The 1,353-nt window shown below is 45.5% G+C and carries 1 protein-coding gene and 1 pseudogene; both read right to left on the bottom strand.

All coding sequences use genetic code 11. The features are described from left to right. Window positions 1–1,148: ATP-binding protein (locus tag R7P67_RS24525; RefSeq protein WP_318086277.1), on the bottom strand; the 1,148-nt coding region annotated here is incomplete at its 3' end. Window positions 1,149–1,200: 52 nt separating this feature from the next. Then, window positions 1,201–1,353 (bottom strand): annotated as a pseudogene (locus tag R7P67_RS24520) (3-dehydroquinate synthase); the annotation flags it as partial.

Below are 1,353 nucleotides of genomic sequence, written 5' to 3'. Positions count from 1 at the left end.
TTCACCACTTTAATCAAAGAAGAGTTTGTCTCTGACTGGGTTTTCGCTTGAGGTTCAGCCCCTTCTACTAACGCTTTAATATTGTCTGTATTCGCTTGCTCAGGCTTACCTTCTAACAGAGCATCAACCACGTCAGATTCAATCACAACACGCTGCTGGGTATCATCATTCCCGACGCTTGCTACTTCTTCTGTCACCGTTGGTGGCAATGAGTTGGAATCGTCAGTCGCATCTGATAAATCGCCATCATTTGGCAAGCCGTCAGTCACTGAGGTTAAATTAGATTCTGATGGCGAAAGAGTCGGCTCAGTGAGTGTCGGAATGGCAGTTTGCTCGATGCTTCCCGTGATCTGCTGCGCTTTGTCATCTGGGCTTGGCTGATTAAACATCCACCAATAACCACCAGCGGCCAGCAACAGTAGCACCAAAACCACTAATGCGATGTTGAGTGGCGATCCGACAATTGAACGGATAATGATCCTTTTTTCCACTTTCATCTCTCCTAATGCCATGATGTCACCCGGAATCGGGTCGACTTTCTTAAATGCATCTCGAACACGTTTCTCCGCATCGTCATCGACATACCTAACCACTAGTGATTCGAAGAAACGACGCGCTTCCACTTCGGATAGCATATCGATATCAAGTTCAACTGGCTTAAGTTCTTGCCCATAACTCAACCGAGACAAGACCGATTCCAAACGCCCAGACTGAGTAAAAAGCAACACGTTGATCGTCCAGTTCGGCTTTTCATGCGCCTCTAAGACTAACGTCCATAACTCCGAAACGAGCGTTTCACTAAGTAAATGAGCGTCATCAATAACAATCGCAATATCGCAAGGCTCACCTTCGAGAATACGCTCTAGACTGTCGAGTAAAGGCTCTTGTTGATTAAACAATGCATCGGAAACCAGCTGACTCAAGATGAGGACGCGACGCTGCACGTCATCTTGGGTCGCATGGCAAAGTAACAAACATTGATTTTTGTTACTCGCACCCAGCTCAAGGTATCGTTGCGCCAGCCAAGATTTTCCATACCCATCAGGGCCATTGATCGCAATAAGGTTGGATCCAAAGTTGGTCAACAACTCCAATCTATCCAATAACTCGGTTTGAGAATCTAATTCCAGAACGTGAGCAAAACTCATCTAATAACCTTCTTAAACAACAAGAATGACGCCAGATGGCGTCATTACAAGGTTAAATACTGCGACCGAAATCAATAGCCTGCTGAATCACTTCTTGTGAAGTATCGGCTATCACTTCCGCACTGCCAATTCCGGTTGGTAGAACTAAGCGCAATTGACCTGACAGCACTTTTTTATCACGCATCATATGCTTGATAAAGTCATC

It is taken from the genome of Vibrio sp. Vb0937, assembly GCF_033338855.1.
Note: the sequence above shows the minus strand (reverse complement) of the source record. Positions and strands in the feature narration are given on the sequence as shown.